This is a genomic window from Pseudomonas sp. S1_G07, from assembly GCF_054668565.1.
In genome coordinates this window covers 2,334,345-2,353,639 of sequence record NZ_CP162778.1, presented here as the reverse complement: position 1 = coordinate 2,353,639, position 19,295 = coordinate 2,334,345, and the positions used below count along the sequence as shown (strand labels likewise).

Below are 19,295 nucleotides of genomic sequence, written 5' to 3'. Positions count from 1 at the left end.
CGTCTGTTTAATGTCCGTTGCGTTTGGCCGAAGGCATGTCCGAACCGTTATTTCTGATCCGCTACGTGCCAGGAACGGCGCGGGATTTGCTCACCACAGGTTGTCTCTATGCACCGCAGGAATTTGCTCAAAGCGTCCATGGCCATTGCGGCTTACACCGGTTTGTCGGCCAGCGGCCTGCTCGCCGCGCAGGCCTGGGCGGGAAACCGTGCCGCCGATGGCAAGGCCGTGGCGTTCGACTTCGACGCACTGAAAGCCCAGGCCAAACAGCTGGCCGGGACCGCGTATAAAGACACCAAACAGGTGCTGCCGCCCACGCTGGCGACCATGACCCCGCAAAATTTCAATGCCATCGGCTACGACGGCAAACATTCGCTGTGGAAGGAGTTGAACGGCCAGCTGGACGTGCAGTTTTTCCACGTCGGCATGGGCTTCAAGACGCCGGTGCGCATGCACAGTGTCGACCCGAAAACCCGTGAAGCCCGCGAAGTGCACTTCCGCCCTTCGCTGTTCAACTATGAAAAAACCACCGTCGACACCAAACAGCTGACCGGCGACCTGGGGTTCTCCGGCTTCAAGCTGTTCAAGGCCCCGGAGCTGGACCGCCATGACGTGCTGTCGTTTCTTGGCGCCAGCTACTTCCGCGCCGTGGACTCCACCGGCCAATACGGCTTGTCGGCCCGTGGCCTGGCCATCGACACCTACGCGAAAAAGCGCGAGGAGTTCCCTGACTTCACGCAGTTCTGGTTCGAAACCCCGGACAAGAACGCCACGCGTTTTGTGGTCTACGCCCTGCTCGACTCACCAAGTGCCACCGGCGCCTACCGCTTCGATATCGACTGCCAGGCCAACCAGGTGGTGATGGCCATCGACGCGCATATCAATGCGCGCACCGCCATCGAACAACTGGGCATCGCGCCGATGACCAGCATGTTCAGTTGCGGCACCCATGAACGTCGGATGTGCGACACCATCCACCCGCAAATCCACGACTCGGACCGCCTGGCGATGTGGCGCGGCAACGGCGAATGGATCTGCCGGCCGCTGAACAACCCGGCCAAGCTGCAATTCAACGCGTTCGCCGACACCGACCCGAAAGGCTTCGGCCTGGTACAGACCGACCATGAGTTCGCCAGCTACCAGGACACCGTGGACTGGTACAGCAAGCGCCCAAGCCTGTGGGTAGAGCCCACCACTGCCTGGGGCGAAGGCTCGATCGACCTGCTGGAAATCCCGACAACAGGCGAAACCCTGGACAATATCGTGGCCTTCTGGACCCCGAAAAAGCCCATAGCGGCTGGCGATTCGCTCAACTACGGCTACAAGCTGTACTGGAGCGCCCTGCCCCCGGTGAGCACACCGCTGGCCCAAGTGGACGCCACCCGTTCAGGCATGGGCGGTTTTACCGAGGGCTGGGCGCCGGGCGAACATTACCCGCAGGTCTGGGCGCGACGTTTTGCCGTGGACTTCAAAGGCGGCGGCCTGGACCGCCTGCCGGAGGGCACCGGGATCGAGCCGGTGGTCACGTGCTCCCACGGGGAAGTGAAAGATTTCAGCGTGCTGGTGCTCGATAACATCAAGGGCTACCGCATTCTGTTTGATTGGTACCCCACCAGCGACAGCGTGGAACCGGTGGAGCTGCGCCTGTTTATCCGCACCCAGGACCGCACCTTGAGTGAAACCTGGCTGTATCAGTATTTCCCGCCGGCACCGGACCAGCGCAAGTACACCTGATGCGCTGATGTCCACCGACGGGCTTGCCGTGGCGAGCGCGCTTGCGCCCTCGCCACAACAGCCTGCGCAGTATGTTGCCGCGGCTTAGAACCGCGACACATTCTTCATCGCCCCAATCAAATAGCGCATCGCCACCTGATCACTCTCGTTCAGGGAGCGATACTGCTCGAGCAATTCGGCTTCATCCGAGCTCAACCGGCGGCCACGCATAGACACCCTGCGGGTCAGAAAAGACGCCACCACACCCGCTACACCATAGGATTTGGCCATGGACTGCTCTCCCAATATCAATCAAATACGCCTGGCGCCCATTACCTGCGTCCCGTGAAGCGCTATGCCTCGGGGCAAACCGACGGGTTCCCTGGGCCAGGAACCCGCCTCACCCTAAGCGTAGAAACAATCTTGTTACGTGTGGGATTTTTTTAGAGTATTCACTTAAAAAATTACTTCGGTAACAAATACCTACAACCCTCTCCCACAGTACCCGCCCATAAAAAACCCACCGGGCCAGGGTGGGTTTGGGTAGCACGCGGCGCTGATCAGTCCCGCAGGTCAGACTCATGAATCGGCTGGTCCCGATGCGTGGCGCGCTGGTACTGCGCCGGCCAGGTTGCCTTGCGCCCACCCAGGTCATCATCGGCATGCAACGGCCAGTAGGGGTCGCGCAGCAGTTCACGGGCCAGGAAGATGATATCGGCCTGGCAGGTGCGCAGGATGTGCTCGGCCTGGGCCGGTTCGGTGATCATGCCGACGGTGCCGGTGGCGATGCCCGATTCCTTGCGCACACGCTCGGCAAAGCGCGTCTGGTAACCAGGGCCGGTGGGGATCTCGGCGTTGACGGCGGTACCACCGGACGACACGTCGATCAGGTCGACGCCCAGGTCCTTGAGGCGACGCGCCAGCTCCACGGTTTCATCGGGGTTCCAGCCATCCTCCACCCAGTCGGTGGCCGACACTCGCACAAACAGTGGCAGCTCCTCAGGCCACACGTCGCGCACGGCGCGAGTCACCTCAAGCACCAGGCGGATGCGGTTTTCAAAGGAGCCGCCGTACTGGTCCCGCCGCTGGTTGCTCAACGGCGAGAGAAACTGGTGCAGCAGGTAACCGTGGGCCGCGTGGACCTCCACCACTTTGAAGCCGGCGCTGAGGGCGCGCCTGGCGGCGGCGACAAAATCAGCGATCACTTGCTGGATCTGCCCTTCGTCCAGCGGCTGCGGTTGTGTGTGCTGGGGGTCGAAGGCAATCGGCGAAGGCCCGACCGGCACCCAGCCGCCGTCTTCAGGCTTGACGCTGCCATGCTTGCCGATCCACGGCCGATGGGTGCTGGCCTTGCGCCCGGCATGGGCCAGCTGGATCCCTGCCACCGCGCCTTGGGCGGCGATAAACCGGGTGATGCGTTGCAGTGGTTCGATGTGTTCATCGTGCCACAGGCCCAGGTCCTGGGCGGTGATGCGCCCCTCGGCGGACACGGCGGTGGCCTCGGTGAAAATCAACCCGGCGCCACCGACGGCGCGACTGCCGAGGTGGACAAGGTGCCAGTCATTGGCCAGGCCATCGACACTGGAGTATTGGCACATCGGCGACACCGCAATGCGATTGAGCAGGGTCAATTGGCGCAGGGTATAGGGTTCGAGCAGCTGACTCATGGCGCACCTCTTCTTGGCTTTTTGGGCACTTCTGCAGGAGCGAGCTTGCTCGCGAAAGCCTCATAGACACCGCGTTCATCCAGAATCGACGCGTTACCGTTAACGTTTTTCGCGGGCAAGTCCGCTCCTACACAACAGTGCTTAGAGCCTAGTCGACAACAGGGGATCGCACAGGGTTCAGACGGCAAAGCGGGAGCCGATTGCCGGCTCCCGTGCAGCGCTGGCTTACATTTCGACCTGGGTACCCAGTTCGATCACCCGGTTTACCGGGAGCTTGAAGAAGCGCAGGTTACCGTTGGCGTTTTTCAACATGAACGCGAACAAGCCTTCGCGCCAGCGCGCCATGCCTTCGATTTTCGAGGCAATCACCGTCTCGCGGCTGAGGAAGTAGGTGGTGCGCATCGGGCTGAAATCCAGGTCGTCCAGATGGCACAGCTTCAACGCTTCGGGCACGTCCGGCTCGTCGGTGAAGCCAAAGTGCAGAATCACGCGGAAGAAGCCTTCGCCGTAGGCATCCACCTCGAAACGCCGTGAGGACGGTACGCGGGGGATGTCTTCGTACACCACGGTCAGCAATACCACTTGCTCATGCAGCACCTGATTGTGCAGCAGGTTGTGCAACAGCGCGTGGGGCACTGCATCCGGCCGCGCGGTAAGGAACACCGCAGTACCTTGCACGCGATGGGGTGGCTGCATGCGGATACTGCTGATAAAGATCGGCAATGGCAGACCGCCTTCGTCGAGGCGCTCCACCAGCAATTGCTTGCCGCGCTTCCAGGTGGTCATCAGCACAAATAGCACGATGCCCGCGAGCACCGGGAACGCGCCCCCCTGGATGATCTTCGGTACGTTGGCCGCAAAGTACAGCCCGTCCACCAACAGGCAGCAGAGCAACACCGGCACGGCCAGTACCGGCGGCCATTTCCACAGCAGCAACATCACCGCCGACACCAGAATCGTGGTCATCAGCATGGTGCCGGTCACTGCCACGCCATAGGCCGACGCCAGTGCGTTGGAAGACTCGAAGCCCACGACCAGCAGGATCACACCGACCATCAGCGACCAGTTCACCGCACCGATATAGATCTGGCCCTGTTCGGCGCTGGAGGTGTGTTGAATGTGCATACGCGGGATATAACCCAGCTGGATCGCCTGGCGCGTCAATGAGAACGCCCCGGAAATCACCGCCTGGGATGCGATCACCGTGGCCAGGGTGGACAACACCACCAGCGGGATCAACGCCCAGCTCGGCGCCAGCAGGTAGAACGGGTTACGCGCGGCTTCCGGGTCGCCGAGCAGCATGGCGCCCTGGCCGAAATAATTAAGCACCAACGCTGGCAGCACCAGGATGAACCAGGCGCGGGCGATGGGTTTGCGGCCGAAGTGGCCCATGTCGGCGTACAACGCTTCGGCGCCGGTCAATGCCAGCACCACGGCACCGAGAATCGCCACGCCAAGGCCGGGGTGAGCCTCGAAGAAACGCACGGCCCACATCGGGTTCAGCGCACGGAGCACTTCGGGATGCTGGGCGATGCCATAAATACCGAGGCCGCCCAACACCAGGAACCAGGTCACCATCACCGGGCCGAACAGTTTGCCGATGCGATCGGTACCATGTTTCTGGATCAGGAACAGCGCCACCAGCACCACCAGCGCGATGGGCACCACCCATTTGTCCAGGCCGTCGAACGCCAGTTCCAGGCCTTCAATGGCCGACAATACGGAAATCGCCGGGGTGATCATGCTGTCGCCGTAAAACAGCGCCGCGCCGCAAAGGCCACACACCACCAGGAAGCTGCGTAAACGCTTGCGCTCCCCCGCCGCCCGACGCGCCAACGCGGTAAGGGCCATGATGCCGCCTTCGCCCTGGTTGTCGGCGCGCAGCACGAACAGCATGTATTTGATCGACACCACCCAGATCAGCGACCAGAAGATCAGCGCTAGAATCCCCAGCACGCCGTCGTGATTGACCTGAACCCCATAACCGCCAGTGAACACCTCTTTAAGGGTGTAGAGCGGACTGGTGCCGATATCGCCGTAAACCACCCCGACCGCTGCCACCAGCATGCCAATCGGCTTGGCATTGGAATGCTCGGCACCCGCTGCCTGACTACTTGCCTGACCCATCAACCACTCCTGCCCTTTGACCTGAGGTCTTTTATAAACAATGCATCTAAGCGAACCCTAGCATGCGCTGTTTTACTTCTCGTAACAGACGTTTTATTGACCCACCGGTTTTACCCGTGTGCAACGGCGCGAAGCATAGCGCAGCACTCGTCGCATTTCCCTGCTCACGTGCTGTGGTTCTCGCTTTAGGCAACCCGTAATGGTGGACACGGCTCTTTGCAGCCTTTTTGCCTGCATTGATCACATTTACGACCAACCGTATATTTTTGCCCGAATTCGTGGTGCTGCCTTAACGATACGGGCGGGAACTCCCTAACCGGCTTATTCGTTCATCAATCGTGCCCACGCACGGTGCTCCCAGTCGATATAGAAACTCAATCATCGACATGTCTCTTTTAAAGTACATTCCTTATGTACGAGGTGAAACATGTACTGTTTGCCAATGGCGTGGATATCTACCAGGCTTGGCTAGACACCGTGCAAGACAATCGTTCAAAAGCAAGAATCACCACCCGAGTGGACCGAGCATCCCTCGGTCACTTTGGCGTAACCGAGCCGGTGGGTGATGGAGTCTTTGAGATGAAGCTCGACTTCGGGCCTGGGTTTCGCGTGTATTACGCAATCCACGACCGGAAAATTGTTTTCCTATTGGGCGGTGGCTCAAAGGCCAGACAGCAGAACGACATTAATCAAGCCAAGGCTCTCTGGAAATCTTATAAGGTGCCGAAAAAATGACTATTGGTACTCGCTCTCATGAAGATAGCGTTCTTGAAATGCTCCGAGACGACGAAGCATTTGCCCTCGAGTATCTGTCTGCCGCACTTGAAGAAATCGACGAAGCGGGTGGTGAGGACGCCTTCCTTGTCGCCATCCGTCGAGTGGCGGAAGCCCGTGGCGGAATGCTCAATTTGTCGCAAAACACGGGGCTTAACAGGGCAAACCTTTACCGCTCTATCGCAGTCGGTGGCGACCCAAAGCTCTCCACCCTGCTGAAAGTGCTTCAGGCGTTAGGTGTGGGTATGTCTAAAGTCGTATCCCTCCGCACAGAGCAAGACGTTCGCGCTTGAAAGCATGCTAAGCGTGCTTCGAAATCACCTGACGCAGCACTCGTCGCATTTCCCTGCATAAAGCTGGTCAAGTACGCTGCCCGTCGCTAGAATTGCGCACTTTTTGATCAGAGGCACACCCAGTGCCCGTCCGCTGCCTCGTCGTGCACGATCGGCAGCGTCATTCAATACCGAGGTTAGACATGTCCACCACCATCGCAAAAGCCAACCCCAAGGTTGGCTTTGTTTCCCTGGGTTGCCCGAAGGCTCTGGTCGACTCCGAACGCATCCTGACCCAACTGCGCATGGAAGGTTATGACGTGGTGTCCACCTACCAGGACGCCGACGTGGTGGTGGTCAACACCTGCGGCTTCATCGACTCGGCCAAGGCGGAGTCGCTGGAGGTGATCGGTGAGGCGATCAAGGAAAACGGCAAGGTCATCGTGACCGGCTGCATGGGCGTGGAAGAAGGCAATATCCGCAACGTGCACCCCAGCGTGCTGGCCGTGACCGGTCCGCAGCAATACGAGCAGGTGGTCAATGCCGTGCACGACGTGGTGCCGCCACGCCAGGACCACAACCCGCTGATCGACCTGGTGCCGCCCCAAGGCATCAAGCTGACCCCGCGCCACTACGCGTACCTGAAGATTTCCGAAGGCTGCAACCACAGCTGCAGCTTCTGCATCATTCCGTCGATGCGCGGCAAACTGGTGAGCCGCCCGGTGGGCGACGTATTGGACGAGGCCCAGCGCCTGGTCAAATCCGGTGTCAAAGAGCTGCTGGTGATCTCCCAGGACACCAGCGCCTACGGCGTCGACGTGAAGTACCGCACCGGTTTCTGGAACGGCGCGCCGGTGAAAACCCGCATGACCGAACTGTGCGAAGCCCTCAGCAGCCTGGGTGTGTGGGTGCGCCTGCACTACGTTTACCCGTACCCGCACGTGGACGAGCTGATCCCGCTGATGGCCGCCGGCAAGATCCTGCCGTACCTGGACATCCCGTTCCAGCACGCCAGCCCGAAAGTGCTCAAGGCCATGAAACGCCCGGCCTTCGAAGACAAGACCCTGGCGCGCATCAAGAACTGGCGCGAGATCTGCCCGGAGCTGATCATCCGTTCGACCTTCATCGTCGGCTTCCCTGGCGAAACCGAAGAAGACTTCCAGTACTTGCTGGATTGGCTGACCGAGGCCCAGTTGGACCGCGTTGGCTGTTTCCAGTACTCGCCGGTAGAAGGCGCCCCCGCCAACCTGCTGGACCTGGCCGTGGTGCCGGACGACGTCAAGCAAGACCGTTGGGAGCGCTTCATGGCGCACCAGCAGGCGATCAGCTCGGCGCGCCTGCAACTGCGCATCGGCAAGGAAATCGAAGTACTGATCGACGAGGTCGACGAGCAAGGCGCGGTGGGCCGTTGCTTCTTCGATGCGCCGGAAATCGACGGTAATGTATTTATCGACGACGCCAGTGGCTTGAAGCCGGGCGACAAGGTCTGGTGCACCGTGACCGACGCCGACGAGTACGACCTGTGGGCCGAAAAGCGCGACTGACCCGGTAAGGAAATGCAAAAGCCCTGCTCTTGGACAAGATGCGGGGCTTTTTTAGGTCTATTGTTTTGCCCATCAGCACCGTTCATAGCAAGGGGCAGCGGACATGCGTCAGCATTCGGTTATCCACACACCCAAAACCAGCGACTACCCGGAGTTGGCGCGGATCTGGGAGGCTTCGGTGCGGGCCACCCACGACTTTTTGCCGGACAGTTACATCGTGTTGCTCAAAGACCTGGTGCTGAGCCGTTACCTGGACTCGGTGATGCTGATCTGCACCAAGGACCCGCGCCAGCGCATCACCGGGTTCGCCGGGGTCGTGGCAGGCAAGGTGGAGATGCTGTTTATCGACCCGCAGCACCGTGGCCAGGGCCTGGGCAAGCAATTGCTGGGTTATGCGGTCGAGCACATGAACGCCGATAAACTGGACGTCAACGAACAGAACCCCCAGGCGCTGGGGTTCTATGTCAAACAGGGCTTCGAAGTGATCGGACGCACAGAGCATGATGGCCTGGGCCAGCCTTATCCGTTGCTGCATCTGCGGTTGTGCCAGCAGCCGCTCCCACACAAGCCGGCGCCCACAAAAAACCAACACGCTGAAATGGGGCCGGGATTAACCGGCGCCAGGCAGGTACAATAGTCGCCCCCTTTTGTTACGGCCCTTGTCATGACTGACCCCATACGCCTCTCCAAACGCCTTATCGAACTGGTCGGTTGCTCCCGTCGGGAGGCTGAGCTGTTTATCGAAGGCGGCTGGGTCTCGGTGGACGGTGAAGTGATCGACGAGCCGCAGTTCAAGGTCACCACCCAGCAGGTCGCGCTCGACCCCGAGGCCAAGGCCACCGCGCCGGAACCGGTGACCATCCTGCTGCACGCCCCTGCCGGTGTGGACGCCGAGACAGCCATGGCCTCGATCAGCGCCGAGACGCTGTCCGAAGAGCATCGCTTCAGCAAACGCCCGCTCAAGGGCCACTTCCTGCGCCTGACCGCCAGCGCCGACCTGCAAGCCAAGGCCAGCGGCCTGATGGTGTTTACCCAGGACTGGAAGATCCTGCGCAAGTTGACCGCCGATGCCGCCAAGATCGAGCAGGAATATGTGGTGGAGGTCGAAGGCGACATGGTTGCCCACGGCCTTAACCGCCTGAACCATGGCCTGACCTACAAAGGCAAGGAACTGCCCGCCGTAAAAGCCAGCTGGCAGAACGAAAACCGCCTGCGCTTTGCGCTGAAAAACCCGCAGCCCGGCGTGATCGCGCTGTTCTGCGAAGCCGTTGGCCTGAAGGTCGTGGCCATTCGCCGCATCCGCATCGGCGGCGTCTCCATCGGCAAGGTGCCGGTCGGTCAATGGCGTTACCTGTCCGGCAAAGAGAAGTTCTAAGCCGCTCCCCTTTTCTCGACACCGCCTGACACGGCGGTGTTCTCAGTTGAAAACCAGGATTGCCCATCATGATTCACAACGACGTACTGCGCAGCGTGCGCTACATGCTCGACATCAGCGACAACAAAATGGTCGAGATCATCAAAATCGGCGGCATGGACGTGACCAAGGAAGACCTGCTGACCTACCTCAAGAAAGATGAGGAGGAAGGCTTCGTGTTCTGCCCGGATGAGGTCATGGCCCACTTCCTCGATGGCTTGGTGATCTTCAAGCGCGGCAAGGACGAAAGCCGCCCGCCGCAGCCGATCGAAACTCCGGTGACCAACAACATCATCCTCAAGAAACTGCGCGTGGCCTTCGAACTGAAAGAAGACGACATGCACGCCATCCTCAAGGCCGCCGAGTTCCCGGTGTCCAAGCCGGAACTGAGCGCGCTGTTCCGCAAGTTCGGCCACACCAACTACCGCACTTGTGGCGACCAGTTGCTGCGTAACTTCCTTAAGGGGCTGACGCTGCGCGTCAGAGCTTGAGAACAGCCATAAGCGCCAAGCTGCAAGTTAAGTGCTTGTGGCTTCTGGCTTGCGGCTTGCGGCTTGTGGCTTGTGGCTTGTGGCTTGTGGCTTCTGGCTTCTGGCTTCTGGCTTGCGGCTTGCGGCTTGCGGCTTGCGGCTTACAACATTGAGACTTACAACTTGAGGCTCCCGCAATGACCTACCAGGTCTCCCCCGTCGGCTTCGTACGCTCCTGCTTCAAGGAGAAGTTCGCCATCCCGCGCCAACCGCAACTGGCACCCGCTGCCCGGGGCGTACTGGAGTTGGTGGCGCCGTTCGATCAGGGTGAGGCGATACAGGGCCTGGAGCAGGTCAGCCATGTGTGGCTGCTGTTTCTGTTTCACCAGGCCCTGGAAGACAAGCCGCGCCTGAAAGTGCGCCCGCCGCGGCTGGGCGGCAACACGTCCATGGGTGTGTTTGCGACCCGCGCGACCCACCGCCCCAATGGTATTGGCCAGTCGGTGGTGAAACTGGACAAGGTCGAGCCAGGGCGGCTGTGGATTTCCGGGATCGACTTGCTGGATGGCACGCCGGTGCTGGATATCAAGCCGTATGTGCCGTATGCGGACATCGTCGACACGGCCACCAATGATATCGCCAGCGCCGCGCCGCAGCTGATCCCCGTGCAGTGGTTGAAGACTGCCCTGCAACAGGCACAAGGCCATGCGCAACGCCTTGGCGAGCCGCTGGTGGAGTTGATCGATCAGTGCCTGGCACAGGATCCGCGACCGGCGTATCAAACGCCGGGGCCAGAGCGGGAATATGGCGCGCAGTTCTGGGATGTGGATGTGCGTTGGCACTATCCCGAGCCTGGGGTGATTTGCGTGCTGGAAGTGCTTACGGCCCAATAAATCGCAGAAATGAAAAAGCCCGCGCTGCCTTAACAGGCAACGCGGGCTTTTCTTTGTAAACACATTCAACTGTAGGAGCGAGCTTGCTCGCGAAGGATGTCAACGATAACGCTTGCATCCTGAGTTAACGCGGTGTCTTGGCGTTTTTCGCGAGCAAGAACTAGGCGTCCCCCTCGCTCCTACAGCGGGTCGCGAATTATTTCTCGACGAACGCACGCTCGATCAGGTAATCACCCGGCTCACGCATCCGTGGCGAAACTTTCAGGCCGAAGCTGTTCAGCACTTCGCTGGTCTCATCCAACATGCTTGGGCTGCCGCACAGCATGGCGCGGTCGTCCTCGGGGTTGATCGGTGGCAGGCCGATGTCGCGAAACAGCTTGCCGCTGCGCATCAGGTCGGTCAGGCGGCCTTCGTTTTCGAATGGCTCGCGGGTTACGGTCGGGTAGTAGATCAACTTCTCACGTAGCGCTTCGCCGAAGAACTCGTTCTGCGGCAGGTGCTCGGTGATGAATTCGCGGTAGGCGACCTCGTTGACGTACCGCACGCCGTGGCACAGGATCACTTTTTCGAAACGCTCGTAGGTTTCCGGGTCCTGGATCACGCTCATGAACGGCGCAAGGCCCGTTCCGGTACTGAGCAGGTACAGGTGCTTGCCCGGCTTCAAATCGTCAAGCACCAGGGTGCCTGTCGGTTTTTTGCTGATGATGATCTCGTCGCCTTCCTTCAAGTGTTGCAACTGGGAAGTCAGCGGGCCATCCGGGACCTTGATGCTGAAGAACTCCAGATGCTCTTCCCAGTTCGGGCTGGCGATGGAGTAAGCGCGCATGAGCGGGCGGCCGTTGGGTTGTTGCAGGCCGATCATCACGAACTGACCGTTCTCGAAGCGCAGGCCCGGATCGCGGGTGCACTTGAAGCTGAACAGAGTGTCGTTCCAGTGATGAACACTGAGGACACGCTCGTGGTTCATGTTGCTCATGTACGGGGGACTCCTGGAAATGGGTCTGCGCCAAAGGTATAGATGCGCAATTGCATAGCATTCTAATGGCGGCGACAATATCTGTTAACTGGATTATTAAGATAAGGGTTATCGGTTATATCGATATGCGATTTACTCTCCGTCAACTGCAAGTCTTCGTTGCCGTCGCCCAGCAGGAAAGCGTCTCCCGCGCTGCTGGCCTTCTGGCCTTATCTCAATCCGCCGCCAGCACCTCGATCACCGAGCTGGAGCGTCAATCCAGCTGCCAATTATTCGACCGCGCCGGCAAACGCCTGAGCCTCAACGCCCTCGGCCATCAGTTGTTACCCCAGGCGGTGGCCCTGCTGGACCAGGCCAAGGAGATTGAGGACCTGCTCAACGGCAAGTCCGGCTTCGGCTCCCTGGCGGTCGGCGCGACCCTGACCATCGGCAATTACCTGGCCACCCTGCTGATCGGCAGCTTCATGCAGCAACACCCGGAAAGCCAGGTGAAACTGCATGTGCAGAACACAGCCAATATCGTGCACCAGGTGGCGCACTACGAAATTGATCTGGGTCTAATTGAAGGCGACTGCAGCCACCCGGACATCGAAGTGCAAACCTGGGTAGAAGATGAACTGGTGGTGTTTTGCGCGCCGCAGCATCACCTGGCCAAGCGCGGCGTGGCCACGATGGAAGAGTTGACCCATGAAGCGTGGATCCTGCGGGAACAAGGCTCCGGCACGCGCCTGACCTTTGACCAAGCCATGCGCCATCACCGCAGCGCGTTGAATATCCGTCTGGAGCTTGAGCATACCGAGGCGATCAAGCGGGCGGTGGAGTCGGGTTTGGGAATTGGTTGCATCTCGTGCCTGGCGCTGCGCGATGCATTTCGCCGTGGCAGCCTGGTGCCGATAGAAACTCCGGATCTGGACCTGGCGCGACAGTTCTACTTCATCTGGCATAAACAGAAATACCAGACCTCAGCGATGCGCGAGTTCCTGGAGCTGTGCCGCGCTTTCACCGCCGGGGTTCAGCGCAGCGACGAGATCGTGCTGCCGAACATTGCCTGAGCGTTAGATCAGGATCACGGCCCACACCAGGGTGATCATGGTCAAGGCCACGAACTGCGCGGCGCTGCCCATGTCCTTGGCATTTTTCGACAGGGGGTGGCGGTCCAGGGAAATGCGGTCGATGGCCGCTTCCACCGCCGAGTTGAGCAATTCGACGATCAAGGCCAGCAGGCATACGGCGATCAGCAGGGCGCGCTCGACCCGGCTGACATGCAGGAAAAAGCTCAGCGGGATCAGGATGACGTTGAGCAGCACCAACTGACGAAAGGCCGCCTCGCCTGTGAACGCCGCGCGCAGGCCATCCAGGGAATACCCCCCTGCATTGAAGATACGTTTGATACCGGTTTGACCCTTGAAAGGCGACATAGACGTAGGCAACTGAACCAAAGAAGTGGGGAAACTAGATCACGCAAAGTCAAAAAAGCGTGAATCGATAACAACTTAATGCTGCGAAATTGACTCTAGTTGTTGCAGGAGCAGCGCCGCCTGGGTTCGCGTACGCACGCCCAATTTGCGAAAAATCGCCGTCACGTGGGCCTTGATGGTCGCTTCCGAGACGTTCAGCTCGTAGGCGATCTGCTTGTTCAACAAGCCTTCGCAGACCATAGTCAGCACCCGGAACTGCTGGGGCGTGAGGCTGGCCAGGCCGTCACGGGCGGCCTTGGCTTCGTCGGACACATTGATTTCTTCAAACGCTTGCGGCGGCCACGACACGTCGCCATCCAACACTTTACGCACAGCTTTCTGGATATCGGCCATCGCGCTGGACTTGGGAATGAACCCGCTGGCGCCAAACTCCTTGGAGCGTACCACCACGTCGGCTTCTTCCTGGGCCGAGACCATCACCACGGGGATCTGCGGGTATTGCCCACGCAACAGCACCAGCCCCGAAAACCCGTAGGCACCGGGCATGTTCAGGTCAAGCAGCACCAGATCCCAGTCGGATTTTTCGGTAAGGCGAGACTCCAGCTCGGCAATGCTGGCCACTTCCACCAGGCGGACGTCCGGACCGAGGCCCAGCGTTACCGCCTGATGCAGCGCACTGCGAAACAGCGGGTGGTCATCGGCTATCAGGATTTCGTATGTGGCCATTGATTAAATGATCCTGTTTTTATGGCAGCCCTGATGGGTTCAGGGTTCGCCAGTACACACGGCAACGGCCAGGCAGCCATTGCCACAGGGCAAGCTCAACGTCAAAAGCACCTGAAACGACGTCGAAAATTCGCGGGTGCGCCCCAATCGGCGCCCAGCATGCCCAGCGCAGCCTGGAGGGTCAAGCACTACCCCGCGGGCATTTTAGCGGCGTGCGGGTTTACGGTGCCATCATGCCAACGTCGTCTGGTTATACCGCCGGGATATAGGGCGCAAGACGAGTATGGACGATGTCTGCAAAATCGAGGGGCCCCTGGAACTTGGCCGCCAGGTAATGGGTGCTGAACACGTCCAGATAGGCGTCCAGCACTTCACTGGCGGCAACGTCGCCGGCCAACTCCAGACACAGCGCCGCGACTTCGGCGGTGCAGAAATGATCATCACGCTTGGACCGGCGCAGTTTGTAGCGTGAGAGTTGTTCAGGCGCCAGGCTTAAAACCGGCAGGTGCTCAAGGTACGGGCTTTTGCGAAACATCTTGCGCGCTTCGCTCCACGTACCGTCCAGCAGAATAAACAACGGGCGCTTGCCCGCTTGCACGGCGACCTCACTGACAACCCTTTCCGGGGCTACGAATTCGCCGGGAAAGACGATATAGGCTTGCCATTGCGGGTCAGCCAGCAAGGCAAGCAATTGAGGATCGACTTCGGTGCGCGACCAGGCAAACGCTGTGGTGTCGTCAATCACATCGGCGATCAGCCAGCCGGTGTTGCTGGGCTTCATCGGTTCGACATCGTGCATCAGCAGGCACATAGCGGACGTGGCCTGGACCTTGGGCCGCCAGGCACACAGGCAGTACTCGGGGATCACCCGGCAACCAGGGCAGCGTTCGGCACGCGAACCGCGATTGACGAAAGGCTTGATAGCACGCGCCAGGCGCTGGGTGCGCAGGCGGGAGACGGCGTGGCTCATCGGATGCACCACAGGGACGGGTAAATCGACACGGGGTAGCTCAAGAAAGATGAAAGTGGCCGCAGTTTACCAGCGATACGCCTGGCTGTAGTGGCAAGGGGTCACCTATAATTGCGCGCCACTGAACGCACAGCGCAGTGGCTGGTCTATGCACCAGTACCCGAATCAGGAGAGTTTCATGCTGCGTTCCATGCTGCGTCTTGCCGCCCCATCCATCGCGCTTGCGCTGGTATTGCCTGTGGGCGCCCAGGCGGCCTCGCTGCTGGAGGCCCAAATGAACAGGAAGCTGCAGAGCGTCGCGGCCGAGAGCAACAAGAGCTTGCCCCGGGAAATCGACGAAAAAACCCTGGAAGTGGCCTATACCGTTGAAGGCATGCAACTGATCGACCACCTCAGTGTGCTTCCCGACCGTGCCGAACAGATGCGCGCCAACCCCAAGGCCGTGTATTTCCAACTGGGCCAGAGCGTGTGCCTGAACAAGGGTTATCGCGAGCTGATGGCCAAGGGCGCGGTCATGCGCTACGAGATCACCGAGAACAAGACCAACCGTCCTGTGGCATCGGTAAAGTTCGTGGAAGCGGATTGCCCTGCACCGGCGGCGGCAAAGAAGAAAAAGTAACCTTTACCTGACTGTCGCGCGCTGCTGTCCAGTGGTGCGCACGCCTCCCGCTTCAACGCTGCGTCCGCAGCCAGACTTCATGTGAGTGCCCAATAAGCGGTTGCCAGCCAAGGGTTTTTCGGCCCATGATCAAGTCATCCCCACCGCTCACTCACAGTATTTTTGATGCTGTTCTGTAACATTTTCAGGGCAAAAGAAGGTTGCCCCCTGCGGCAAGCAGCGACACATGCAGTGTCGTAGCCTCCGGCGAATCTCTCGTCGGCCACCCGGGCCCTGCAAGAAGGAGACGTTGAATGCCTTACGAACCGAACGACAGTCTGCTCCGGTATTTTGAAGAAAACGGTACCGACCTCACGCAGCAGGTAGAAACCCAACTCCAGCTGATCGCCCCCACCAGCCCGAATATCCCCCTGTATCGCGACATGATCCTCACCGTGCTGCGCATGGCCCAGGACGACCGCAACCGCTGGAACGCCAAGATCACCCTGCAAGCCATCCGCGAGCTGGACCACGCTTTCCGCGTGCTTGAGCAGTTCAAGGGCCGACGCAAGGTGACAGTATTCGGCTCGGCACGTACACCGGTAGAAAGCCCGTTATACGCCTTGGCCCGCGAAGTGGGTGCCGTGCTGGCCCGCTCCGACCTGATGGTGATCACCGGTGGTGGTGGCGGCATCATGGCAGCTGCGCACGAAGGTGCCGGACTGGAGCACAGCCTGGGGTTCAATATCACCCTGCCATTTGAACAACACGCCAATCCGACCATTGATGGCACCGAAAACCTGTTGTCGTTCCACTTCTTCTTTACCCGCAAGCTGTTCTTCGTCAAGGAGGCCGATGCGCTGGTGTTGTGCCCCGGTGGTTTCGGCACGCTGGATGAAGCACTGGAAGTACTGACCCTGATCCAGACCGGAAAGAGCCCCCTGGTGCCGGTGGTGTTGTTGGACGCCCCGGGTGGCGGCTTCTGGCAAGGTGCCTTGGACTTTATTCACAACCAGCTGGAAGCCAACCGCTACATTCTGCCCACCGACCTCAAACTGATGCGGCTGGTATACAGCGCTGAAGAAGCGGTGGACGAGATCAACCAGTTTTATGCCAACTTCCATTCAACCCGTTGGCTGAAGCGTGAGTTTGTGGTGCGCATGAACCACCCACTCAGTGATCGAGCGCTGGCTCATTTGCAGAACGAGTTCGCCAGCCTGCGATTGAGTGGTGAATTCCAGCAGCTGGCCTACACAGGCGAGGAACATGATGAGCCACAGTTCAGCCATTTGACCCGGTTGGTGTTCAACTTCAACGGGCGTGACCAAGGTCGGTTGCGGGAGCTGGTGGATTACATCAATTTGCCGGAGAACTGGGCACAGGCCCAAGGTAAAACGCAGCAAAGAGTGGCGCCGGAGCCAGCGTGATTTTCGAGCCAAAAAAAGCCCGCTATTTCCATAGCGGGCTTTTTTATTTTGTCGAGGTTTTCACGCCGTAGTAAAAACGACGTGGGGTTCGACCGCTCCCACATTTTGATCTTCAGCCGTTTGAAGAATCAGTCGTCCATATCCCGGCCGCTGAACAAGCGGCTGATCATCTCCATTGAAAACCCGCGATAACTCAAAAAGCGCCCTTGCTTCGCACGCTCTTTGGCATCAATCGGAAGATGGCCAGAGAACTTGCGACGCCAGGTGTCTTCCAACTGCGCCTGCCAGTTGATACCGCATTCGCGCAGGGCAAGGTCAATATCGGCGCGTTGCAGCCCGCGCTGGTTCAGCTCTTCACGAATCCGCGCAGGGCCGTAGCCGGAGCGCGCTCGGTAGGAGACAAAACTTTCGAGGTAACGGGATTCCGACAGCAATCCCTCTTCCGTCAAACGGTCGAGGGCGGTTTCGATCATCTCGGGCTCTGCGCCGCGCTGACGCAGTTTACGCGTCAGCTCGACTCGACCATGCTCGCGGCGAGCGAGCAGGTCCATTGCAGTGCGCCGAACGGCGACAAGTGTATCCAGTACAGCAGTCATCGTTTGTTTCAGACGTCAGTGTCGGCTTCTTCCATTTCGTCAACCGGCTCGCGGTTGGCGGCAGCTTTCACGTCTGGCGCTGGGGTCAGCAGCTTGTCGCGGATCTGCTTCTCAAGCGTGGCAGCGATGTCCGGGTTGTCTGCCAGGAACTTGGCCGAGTTGGCCTTGCCCTGACCGATCTTGCTGCCATTGTAGGCATACCAAGCACCGGATTTTTCGACGAAACCGTGCAGTACACCCAGGTCGATCATCTCGCCGTTCAGGTAGATACCCTTGCCGTAGAGAATCTGGAACTCAGCCTGACGGAATGGCGGAGCCACCTTGTTCTTCACAACCTTGACGCGGGTTTCGCTACCGACAACCTCGTCGCCTTCCTTCACTGCGCCGGTACGGCGGATGTCCAGGCGGACCGAGGCATAGAACTTCAGCGCGTTACCACCGGTGGTGGTTTCCGGGCTGCCGAACATCACGCCGATCTTCATACGGATCTGGTTGATGAAGATCACCAGGCAGTTGGCGTTCTTGATGTTACCGGTGATCTTACGCAGCGCCTGGGACATCAGGCGGGCTTGCAGGCCAACGTGCATGTCGCCCATTTCGCCTTCGATTTCAGCCTTGGGTACCAGGGCAGCCACGGAGTCGACCACGATCACGTCGATGGCGTTGGAACGCACCAGCATGTCGGTGATTTCCAGGGCCTGCTCACCAGTGTCCGGCTGGGAAACCAGCAGGTCGTCAACGTTGACGCCCAGCTTGCCGGCGTATTCAGGGTCCAGGGCGTGCTCGGCGTCGACGAACGCGCAGGTGGCGCCCATTTTTTGCGCCTGGGCAATCACCGACAGGGTCAGGGTGGTTTTACCGGAAGATTCAGGACCGTAGATTTCAACGATACGGCCTTTTGGCAGACCGCCAATGCCGAGCGCGATGTCCAGACCCAGAGAGCCAGTGGAAATAGCCGGGATCGCCTGACGGTCGTGATCGCCCATACGCATTACGGCACCCTTGCCGAATTGACGTTCGATCTGACCCAGGGCCGCAGCCAAGGCTTTCTTCTTGTTGTCGTCCATTAAAGTCCTCACGTAATCAATAAGGCCTGACGGCCAACACCTGTATAAGTAGACAGTATTGTTCCATAAAGATCAGAGATCGCCTACCCCTGATTTTCTATTTCTGCTGCAGCTCGTCGCAACAGGCCCTCTAGCGCGGCCTTTACCGTTTGTCGGCGGACCTCGTCGCGGTTACCGGGGAAGTGCCGAAGTTCGGCCGTGACCTCGTCACCCACGCCAAAGGCCAGCCACACAGTGCCCACAGGCTTGTCCGGCGAACCACCATCCGGCCCGGCAACGCCGCTGACCGCCACGGCAAAGCGCGCCAGGCTTTTTTCCTGCGCTCCGCGAACCATGGCCTCCACCACTTCCTGGCTGACGGCGCCCACTTTGGGGAACAGCGCCTGCGGCACATTCAACTGGCGGGTCTTCTGCCGATTGGAATAGGTCACGTACCCCGCCTCGAACCAGGCCGAACTCCCCGGGACCCGCGTGATGGCTTCGGCGATACCACCACCGGTGCAGGACTCGGCAGTGGCGACGTGGGCATTGAGCACTTGTAGACGGCGACCCAGGTCAGCGGCAAGTTGAGTGATTTCCTTCACGGTCATCTCCAGGAGTGGGCGGGGATTTGCCTACCCTACAGGAGCAAATCGCTCATGCA

The 19,295-nt window shown here is 59.7% G+C and carries 21 protein-coding genes; 11 read left to right on the top strand and 10 right to left on the bottom strand.

Going from position 1 to position 19,295, the window contains the following annotated elements; translation table 11 throughout:
- Positions 1-108 precede the first annotated feature (108 nt).
- Entirely contained in the window at positions 109-1,734 is a 1,626-nt protein-coding gene (locus AB4O05_RS10725) for a glucan biosynthesis protein D (protein WP_460131098.1), read from the top strand.
- Positions 1,735-1,818: 84 nt separating this feature from the next.
- Here AB4O05_RS10725 and AB4O05_RS10720 read toward each other — a convergent pair whose 3' ends face one another.
- The 3 genes from AB4O05_RS10720 to AB4O05_RS10710 all read right to left on the bottom strand — a co-directional run bounded on the left by AB4O05_RS10720 (position 1,819) and on the right by AB4O05_RS10710 (position 5,507).
- Complete coding sequence (locus AB4O05_RS10720) at positions 1,819-2,004, bottom strand: hypothetical protein (protein ID WP_460131100.1); 186 nt, start codon at positions 2,002-2,004, stop codon at positions 1,819-1,821.
- A gap of 269 nt (positions 2,005-2,273) precedes the next feature.
- Entirely contained in the window at positions 2,274-3,380 is a 1,107-nt protein-coding gene (locus AB4O05_RS10715) for an NADH:flavin oxidoreductase/NADH oxidase (RefSeq protein ID WP_460131102.1), read from the bottom strand.
- A gap of 225 nt (positions 3,381-3,605) precedes the next feature.
- On the bottom strand, positions 3,606-5,507 hold the full coding sequence (locus AB4O05_RS10710; protein WP_460131104.1) for a potassium transporter Kup: 1,902 nt from the start codon (positions 5,505-5,507) through the stop codon (positions 3,606-3,608).
- 411 nt (positions 5,508-5,918) lie between these two features.
- Here AB4O05_RS10710 and AB4O05_RS10705 point away from each other — a divergent pair, with 411 nt between their 5' ends.
- From AB4O05_RS10705 to tsaA, 7 genes are all read left to right on the top strand, one after another.
- Positions 5,919-6,242, top strand: a complete 324-nt coding sequence (locus AB4O05_RS10705; RefSeq protein ID WP_460131106.1) for a type II toxin-antitoxin system RelE/ParE family toxin — start codon at positions 5,919-5,921, stop codon at positions 6,240-6,242.
- Positions 6,239-6,574 carry an addiction module antidote protein gene (locus AB4O05_RS10700; protein WP_460131109.1) on the top strand — a complete coding sequence of 112 codons (336 nt, stop codon included), beginning with the start codon at positions 6,239-6,241 and terminating at the stop codon, positions 6,572-6,574. Before AB4O05_RS10705 ends, AB4O05_RS10700 begins: the two co-directional genes overlap by 4 nt.
- Before the next feature lie 182 nt (positions 6,575-6,756).
- Positions 6,757-8,097, top strand: coding sequence for a 30S ribosomal protein S12 methylthiotransferase RimO (gene rimO / locus AB4O05_RS10695; protein ID WP_005785474.1), 1,341 nt, complete (start codon positions 6,757-6,759; stop codon positions 8,095-8,097).
- A gap of 103 nt (positions 8,098-8,200) precedes the next feature.
- Entirely contained in the window at positions 8,201-8,734 is a 534-nt protein-coding gene (locus AB4O05_RS10690; protein ID WP_460131112.1) for a GNAT family N-acetyltransferase, read from the top strand.
- A gap of 27 nt (positions 8,735-8,761) precedes the next feature.
- Complete coding sequence (locus tag AB4O05_RS10685) at positions 8,762-9,472, top strand: rRNA pseudouridine synthase (RefSeq protein ID WP_460131114.1); 711 nt, start codon at positions 8,762-8,764, stop codon at positions 9,470-9,472.
- Positions 9,473-9,540: 68 nt separating this feature from the next.
- Positions 9,541-10,002 (top strand): YehS family protein, encoded by a 462-nt coding sequence (locus AB4O05_RS10680; protein ID WP_460131117.1) that lies wholly within the window; start codon positions 9,541-9,543, stop codon positions 10,000-10,002.
- A 176-nt stretch (positions 10,003-10,178) separates the two neighbouring features.
- Positions 10,179-10,874, top strand: coding sequence for a tRNA (N6-threonylcarbamoyladenosine(37)-N6)-methyltransferase TrmO (tsaA, locus tag AB4O05_RS10675; RefSeq protein ID WP_460131120.1), 696 nt, complete (start codon positions 10,179-10,181; stop codon positions 10,872-10,874).
- A gap of 196 nt (positions 10,875-11,070) precedes the next feature.
- On the opposite strand, the gene fpr is transcribed toward tsaA, so the two are convergent.
- On the bottom strand, positions 11,071-11,850 hold the full coding sequence (gene fpr / locus AB4O05_RS10670) for a ferredoxin-NADP reductase (protein ID WP_024073760.1): 780 nt from the start codon (positions 11,848-11,850) through the stop codon (positions 11,071-11,073).
- A 125-nt stretch (positions 11,851-11,975) separates the two neighbouring features.
- Between fpr and AB4O05_RS10665 the strand changes: the two genes are divergently transcribed.
- Positions 11,976-12,902, top strand: a complete 927-nt coding sequence (locus AB4O05_RS10665; RefSeq protein WP_460131123.1) for a LysR family transcriptional regulator — start codon at positions 11,976-11,978, stop codon at positions 12,900-12,902.
- Between the two features lie 3 nt (positions 12,903-12,905).
- On the opposite strand, the gene AB4O05_RS10660 is transcribed toward AB4O05_RS10665, so the two are convergent.
- The 3 genes from AB4O05_RS10660 to AB4O05_RS10650 all read right to left on the bottom strand — a co-directional run bounded on the left by AB4O05_RS10660 (position 12,906) and on the right by AB4O05_RS10650 (position 14,964).
- On the bottom strand, positions 12,906-13,268 hold the full coding sequence (locus tag AB4O05_RS10660) for a diacylglycerol kinase (protein WP_017137081.1): 363 nt from the start codon (positions 13,266-13,268) through the stop codon (positions 12,906-12,908).
- Between the two features lie 75 nt (positions 13,269-13,343).
- Complete coding sequence (gene erdR / locus AB4O05_RS10655) at positions 13,344-13,994, bottom strand: response regulator transcription factor ErdR (protein ID WP_460131125.1); 651 nt, start codon at positions 13,992-13,994, stop codon at positions 13,344-13,346.
- 250 nt (positions 13,995-14,244) lie between these two features.
- Complete coding sequence (locus AB4O05_RS10650; protein ID WP_460131127.1) at positions 14,245-14,964, bottom strand: tRNA-uridine aminocarboxypropyltransferase; 720 nt, start codon at positions 14,962-14,964, stop codon at positions 14,245-14,247.
- Between the two features lie 178 nt (positions 14,965-15,142).
- On the opposite strand from AB4O05_RS10650, the gene AB4O05_RS10645 reads away from it, so the two are divergent.
- The gene (locus AB4O05_RS10645) at positions 15,143-15,583 is read left to right on the top strand and encodes a PA3611 family quorum-sensing-regulated virulence factor (protein ID WP_460131129.1); all 441 of its coding nucleotides are present in this window, start codon (positions 15,143-15,145) and stop codon (positions 15,581-15,583) included.
- 293 nt (positions 15,584-15,876) lie between these two features.
- The gene (locus AB4O05_RS10640; RefSeq protein ID WP_460131131.1) at positions 15,877-16,989 is read left to right on the top strand and encodes an LOG family protein; all 1,113 of its coding nucleotides are present in this window, start codon (positions 15,877-15,879) and stop codon (positions 16,987-16,989) included.
- A gap of 128 nt (positions 16,990-17,117) precedes the next feature.
- On the opposite strand, the gene recX is transcribed toward AB4O05_RS10640, so the two are convergent.
- From recX to AB4O05_RS10625, 3 genes are all read right to left on the bottom strand, one after another.
- A complete protein-coding gene (gene recX, locus AB4O05_RS10635; protein ID WP_460131134.1) occupies positions 17,118-17,585 on the bottom strand; it encodes a recombination regulator RecX in 468 nt (155 codons plus the stop codon).
- Between the two features lie 8 nt (positions 17,586-17,593).
- The gene (recA, locus tag AB4O05_RS10630) at positions 17,594-18,652 is read right to left on the bottom strand and encodes a recombinase RecA (RefSeq protein WP_124385393.1); all 1,059 of its coding nucleotides are present in this window, start codon (positions 18,650-18,652) and stop codon (positions 17,594-17,596) included.
- 83 nt (positions 18,653-18,735) lie between these two features.
- Entirely contained in the window at positions 18,736-19,236 is a 501-nt protein-coding gene (locus AB4O05_RS10625) for a CinA family protein (protein WP_460131137.1), read from the bottom strand.
- Positions 19,237-19,295 lie beyond the last annotated feature (59 nt).